This is a genomic window from Flavobacteriales bacterium (assembly GCA_016779995.1).
In the GTDB taxonomy this organism is placed as follows: Bacteria; Bacteroidota; Bacteroidia; order Flavobacteriales; family UBA7312; genus UBA8444.
Map to the genome: position 1 here is coordinate 1 of JADHMO010000031.1, position 5,871 is coordinate 5,871.

Genomic DNA, 5,871 nt, shown 5'->3' on the forward strand with positions numbered 1-5,871 from the left:
AGGAGCTTGTCGATTGGATTGCGAAAGGGCATCATTTAGAGGTATCCAATATTCTTGATATATGCAGTGGAAGCGGTTGTATTTCATTAGCGCTGTCTCATCATTTTCAAAAAGCCAACGTTCTAGGAGTTGAGTATTCTAAAGAGGCTTTAGAACTTTCAGAGGAGAATTCGATGGCCATAAAGCTACCCGTAAATTTTATTGAAGGTGATGTTTTGGATGAGAACTCATTTAATAATCTATTGAAGGAGCAGGTGAATAAAAATGGTGCATTTGATATTGTGGTTTCCAATCCTCCGTATATTCCTGTTAAGGACAAATCGAAAATGGAGCCCAATGTATTGGATTATGAACCTGAGCTGGCTCTTTTTGTGCCAGACGAAGATCCTTTGCTTTTTTACAGAAAAATCTCGGAGTCTATATTTCCATTTTTATCAACAAACGGTACCTTGTATTTTGAGTGCCATTATTTGTATGTAGAAGAGGTAAGGGAATTGCTCGTTGAAATGGGATATGAGCATGTTGAAAAAAGAGAAGATTTACAGGGTAAATGGCGGATGTTGAAAGCGCAAAAATCGTAATTTTAAATTATGAATGTTGAGGTAGCGGCAAATAGGGTCAAAGAGCTTTCAGATCTGTTGCATCACTATAATTATTTGTACTACGTAAAGAATGAATCTGCTGTAAGCGATTACGAGTTTGATCAGCTTCTCAAGGAGCTTGAAGCGCTTGAACAACAGTTTCCGAATCTTGCTGATGAAAATAGCCCAACCAAGCGAGTGGGAGGGGATATTACCAAGAATTTTGAGACTGTTAAGCACAAATATCCCATGCTATCATTATCCAACACCTATTCCAAGGAAGAAATTGTTGAATGGGAGGAGCGCATCAAAAAAACCATTGAAAGTGATATCGAATATGTTTGTGAGCTCAAATATGATGGTGTAGCTATTGGCATTCGTTATGTGAATGGTATTTTTCATTCTGCGGTTACACGTGGAGATGGAACGCAAGGTGAGCTCATTTCACCAAATGTAAGAACCATAAAAGCCATCCCTTTAAAGCTGAGTGCTCCATACCCTGATGATTTTGAAATTAGAGGTGAAATATTCATGCCTTTACAGGAGTTTGCAAAGCTCAACGAAGAAAGAAAAAAGAATGAGCTCTCTCTTTTTGCGAACCCAAGAAATACTGCATCGGGAACCTTGAAGCTTCAAGATTCTGGAACAGTAGCCGATAGAAATTTGGATTGCTTTTTATATGGCTTATATCAGGATCGAGCTGAGCAGACCAATCATTTTGATGCAGTCTCATTTGCAGGAGAGATGGGTTTTAAAATTCCACGATTGGAAGAAAAAATGATATCTAAGGTTTCTAATGTGGATGGAATTCTTGACTTTATAGCCTATTGGGATGAAAAGCGAAAAGACCTGCCTTTTGAAATTGACGGCATCGTGATTAAGGTGAATTCATACCGACAGCAAGAAGAGCTCGGATATACGGCAAAATCACCTCGTTGGGCAATATCCTTCAAGTATAAAACGGAAAGGGTTGAAACGCAGCTTCAGTCCGTAAGCTATCAGGTAGGTAGAACCGGAGCGATTACACCGGTGGCCAATCTTGAACCTGTTTATTTGGGAGGAACAACAGTGAAGCGTGCCTCACTCCACAATGCTGAGCAAATGGAAAAGCTTGATTTACACGATGGTGATTACGTGTTTGTGGAGAAGGGAGGTGAAATCATACCAAAAATTGTTGATGTGAATACAGATAAAAGAGCTGAAGGGGCTCAAGTGATTCAATTCATTGCTCACTGTCCAGATTGTTCGAGTGTACTCGTTAAGGAAGATGGTGAGGCACAACATTATTGCCTAAATGAAAAGGCTTGTCCTCCACAAGTCAAAGGTAAAATTGAACATTTCATTAGTAGAAGGGCCATGAATATTGATGGTCTTGGTGCTGAAACCATAGATGCCTTGGTTGAAGCAGGATTTATCAGAAATATCTCTGATTTATATTCGCTTTCTTATGAGCAATTAATATCTATGGACCGAATGGCAGATAAGTCCGTTCGAAATTTACTTGATGGTCTTGAGGCTTCCAAGGTCATGCCTTTTGAAAAAGTACTTTTCGGACTTGGGATTCGTTTTGTAGGGGAGACGGTGTCCAAAAAATTAGCAAAGGCATTTAAATCTATTGATGCTATTATTTCAGCGAGCTACGATGCGCTTGTAGAAACCGATGAAATAGGAGAGAAGATAGCCTTATCAATTTCCAATCATTTTCAGGATCAGGACAATGTTGATTTGATTCAGAAATTGAAGCTTTCGGGTTTGTGTTTCGAAAAGGAAGATGAAGGAATGGATTCTGAGCTTTTAGCGGGATTGAGCATTGTTATTTCGGGGACCTTTAATCAATATTCTCGTGATGAAATCAAAAAAATGATTGAAATGAATGGAGGGAAAAACAGCTCCTCTATTTCAAAAAAGACAAGTATTTTAGTGGCAGGAGAAAATATGGGGCCTTCAAAATTGAAGAAGGCTTCTGATTTGAATATTGAGATCATTAATGAGGAGGAATTTTTAAATCGCATTAAGAAATGAAAGCGCTCAACATCTGGAATCAAACCAAGTCATTGCTTGTTACCTATAATTTTAAGGATGAGGACGATATCAAAGGTTTTAGAAGTGCGCTAGATAAGCAGCTCAATCAGAGTACCATTGAACGCGTGATAATTATTGTCAATGTGCCTAGAGGTATAGACAAAACAAAGCTGTCACCACATTTTTTGATTTATTATAATTCTCCATCAGATTATACCTGGCTTGGAAAGCTAAAGGATCATCAGCTTTCAACGGAGCTCAAGCGTTCATTCGATTTAATGCTTTCTTTTGGCAAGGTGCCCAGAAAAATAGAGCAATATTTGAATAAAATGGATATTTTGAAAAAGATTTTGGTAAATGCAGAGCTTACCAATGACCCAAGCTATGAGCTGGAATTGAATTCGGCCTCAGAAAATCCTACAGAGATTATAAATTTTGTAATAGAAACCCTTGAAAAAATAGATGTCAATGAGTCATAAATTTAAAGGCGTAGGAGTGGCCCTAGTTACCCCATTTACCTCAGATGGAAATATAGATTTTACCTCCTTAACAAAGCTCGTGGAACTACAGCTTGATGGAGGTACAGATTTTCTTGTTGTTCAGGGAACTACTGGTGAATCCCCTGTGCTTAGCCAAAAGGAAAAAATGGAAGTTTTACACCATGTGATGGAGGTAAATAATAAAAAGCTTCCTGTGGTCTATGGACTTGGCGGAAACCATACTGCGGATATTTGCAGTAAGCTCGGAACTCTCCCACAAGGAGTAGATGGGCTCTTATCTGTTTCACCCTATTACAATAAGCCTTTACAAAGAGGAATCGTAGCTCATTATAAAGAACTTGCAGCGCATACTGATTTGCCAATCATCCTGTATAATGTACCGGGAAGAACAAGCTCAAATGTCAGTGCTGAAACTACGCTTGAGCTGGCTGAAGTCGACAATATTGTAGCCATGAAAGAGGCTTCTGGAGACTTTGACCAGATCATGCAGATTGTTAAGTACAAACCTGATAATTTCACCGTGCTTTCTGGTGACGATGCCATAACATTGCCTTTAATATCCGTAGGGGTTGAGGGCGTAATATCCGTAGTGGCTAACGCGCTTCCGGAGCGATTTAGCAATATGGTACATTCTGGAATTTCAGGTGACTTTGCTACAGCGAATCAGGAGCATTATGACCTATTGGAAATTACCAAATTGATGTTTGCAGAGGGTAATCCAGGAGGTGTCAAGGAATCTTTGGTGTATCGAAATATTTGTAGCAATCACATGCGAATGCCTTTAGTGCCTGTTTCAGATGACTTGCGTTCAAAAATAAATGATCAAATGAAAGTACTTATGGGATGAAAAAGCTGCTGATGATATCGGGATTATTTGGTCTTTTGGCTTGTCAAACACAAGAAAAGGAAAGCAATAATCAGGTGTCGTCAATCCCGAAAACCTTAGCGGAAAAACCCTTAGTAATTGATAAAGGGCCTATCGAATTTAATGGGCTCATCGACGTTCAAAGCCTAAATGACCAGATTTATTGTGAGCTTAAGTACGCTTCCGAGGATAATTTTATGGGATTTCAGCTATATAAACGCATCAAGCGTCCTTATCTTCAGCCGGATGTTGCTGAGCGTCTTTCCAAATGCCAGGATTATCTTACTGAAATTGATTCCACTTTGCATTTATTAATTTATGATGCAGCCCGTCCGGTGAGTATTCAGAGGCTCATGTGGGAAGCTTTAGATACCATTCCTCCATTGGAAAGGGGAAGGTATGTTTCAAATCCTGGGCATCGCAGTCTTCATAATATGGGTGCAGCCGTTGATATTACCATTTGTAATGATGATGGTATTCCTTTGGATATGGGAGCACGTTTTGATGAGTTTGCAGAGATTGCTTACCCGAGAATGGAGGCTCATTTTCTAAAAACAGGAGCCCTTAGCCAAGAGCAATATCAAAGCCGCTTACTTTTACGCAGTGTTATGAAGAGTCAAGGTTTTCGTCAATTACCCACTGAATGGTGGCATTACAATGCCTACTCGAGAGATGTGGCTCGAACCAAGTACAAGGTGCTAATGGAAGAGCCCGATTCACTTACAAATCATTAAATTTGAATGAATTAAGCACTTCTCATGTCTGTCAAGGAAAAAAATAAGCTTCAGTATTTTCAGCGTTACCTTTTAAAAATCAATTCTATTTCTCGGAATCCCATTCCTTTTTTTATGTCCATAATGAAAAAGCATGGCACCATGGTGGATGCTTATTTTCTCAAGCGTTTTTATTTGACTACGGACCCAGAAGTCATCAGGTATATTTTTCAGAAAAACAATAAGAATTACGTCAAAACCAACCGAACCATTGATCCGGTGAGAGAGCAGATTGGTAATGGCTTACTCACTTCGGAGGGAGCCTATTGGCTAAAACAGAGGCGTTCAATCCAACCAGGATTTCATCGAAAGAGGCTAGAGGACATTTCGATTACTATGGTCAATGAAATCAATGCCTATATGGACGAAGTATTGGATGTTTATGCTGCCAATAATGAATCTTTTGTCCTGGATAAAGAAATGATGCATCTGGCGTATCGGCTGGTCTCCAAATCATTATTTGGAAGTGAAGTAGCTGATGAAAAGCTTAAGCTTATGGATAAAGCCATTAGTGAGGGACAGGAATACACGGTAGATTTGATCCGAAGACCTTATCTCAGGTTTTGGCTTCGGCTCAATGGAGAATTTAAAAAGAATCAAGAAAATAAAAGGATGTCCCAAGAGCTGATCATGGACATCATTAACGAGCGAAAGAAAGCCACTACGCCCCAAAATGACCTACTTCAAATGCTTCTGGAGACAGAGTACGAGGATGGCTCAAAGATGACAGATGAGCAGCTGTTGGACGAGTCGCTGGTATTGTATGTGGCAGGGCATGAAACCACGGCATTGGCTTTGACCTGGGCCATTTATCTTATTTCGACCCACTCCGCTGTGGAGCAGCAGCTGTATCAAAACACCTTGTCAAATTTCAGTGATAAGGACCCAGCATTTTCTGATTTGAGATCTATGGGCTATGTTACTCAGGTCATTGATGAAACGATGCGTATGTATCCACCAGCCTGGTTATTGGATCGAAAGGCCATTGAGGATGATGAAGTAGGAGGGTACAAGATCAACAAAAATCAAGATATATTTTGTTTTACCTACGGAATGCATCGAAATCCCGAATACTGGGAAAATCCAGATGACTTTAATCCAGATCGGTTTTCTGATGAAAACAAAAAGAA

6 protein-coding genes are annotated in these 5,871 nt (G+C 39.6%); all 6 read left to right on the forward strand.

What is annotated here, in order from left to right; genetic code table 11:
* Positions 1–581, forward strand: a 581-nt coding sequence (locus ISP71_08850) for a peptide chain release factor N(5)-glutamine methyltransferase (GenBank protein MBL6664191.1), incomplete at its 5' end; no start/stop codon positions are given.
* A 9-nt stretch (positions 582–590) separates the two neighbouring features.
* A complete protein-coding gene (ligA, locus tag ISP71_08855; GenBank protein MBL6664192.1) occupies positions 591–2,603 on the forward strand; it encodes an NAD-dependent DNA ligase LigA in 2,013 nt (670 codons plus the stop codon).
* The gene (locus ISP71_08860) at positions 2,600–3,082 is read left to right on the forward strand and encodes a hypothetical protein (GenBank protein ID MBL6664193.1); all 483 of its coding nucleotides are present in this window, start codon (positions 2,600–2,602) and stop codon (positions 3,080–3,082) included. The genes ligA and ISP71_08860 overlap by 4 nt, the downstream gene beginning before the upstream one ends.
* The gene (locus ISP71_08865) at positions 3,072–3,950 is read left to right on the forward strand and encodes a 4-hydroxy-tetrahydrodipicolinate synthase (protein MBL6664194.1); all 879 of its coding nucleotides are present in this window, start codon (positions 3,072–3,074) and stop codon (positions 3,948–3,950) included. The genes ISP71_08860 and ISP71_08865 overlap by 11 nt, the downstream gene beginning before the upstream one ends.
* Complete coding sequence (locus ISP71_08870; GenBank protein ID MBL6664195.1) at positions 3,947–4,702, forward strand: M15 family metallopeptidase; 756 nt, start codon at positions 3,947–3,949, stop codon at positions 4,700–4,702. Before ISP71_08865 ends, ISP71_08870 begins: the two co-directional genes overlap by 4 nt.
* Positions 4,703–4,726: 24 nt before the next feature.
* On the forward strand, positions 4,727–5,871 hold a 1,145-nt coding region (locus tag ISP71_08875), incomplete at its 3' end, for a cytochrome P450 (GenBank protein ID MBL6664196.1).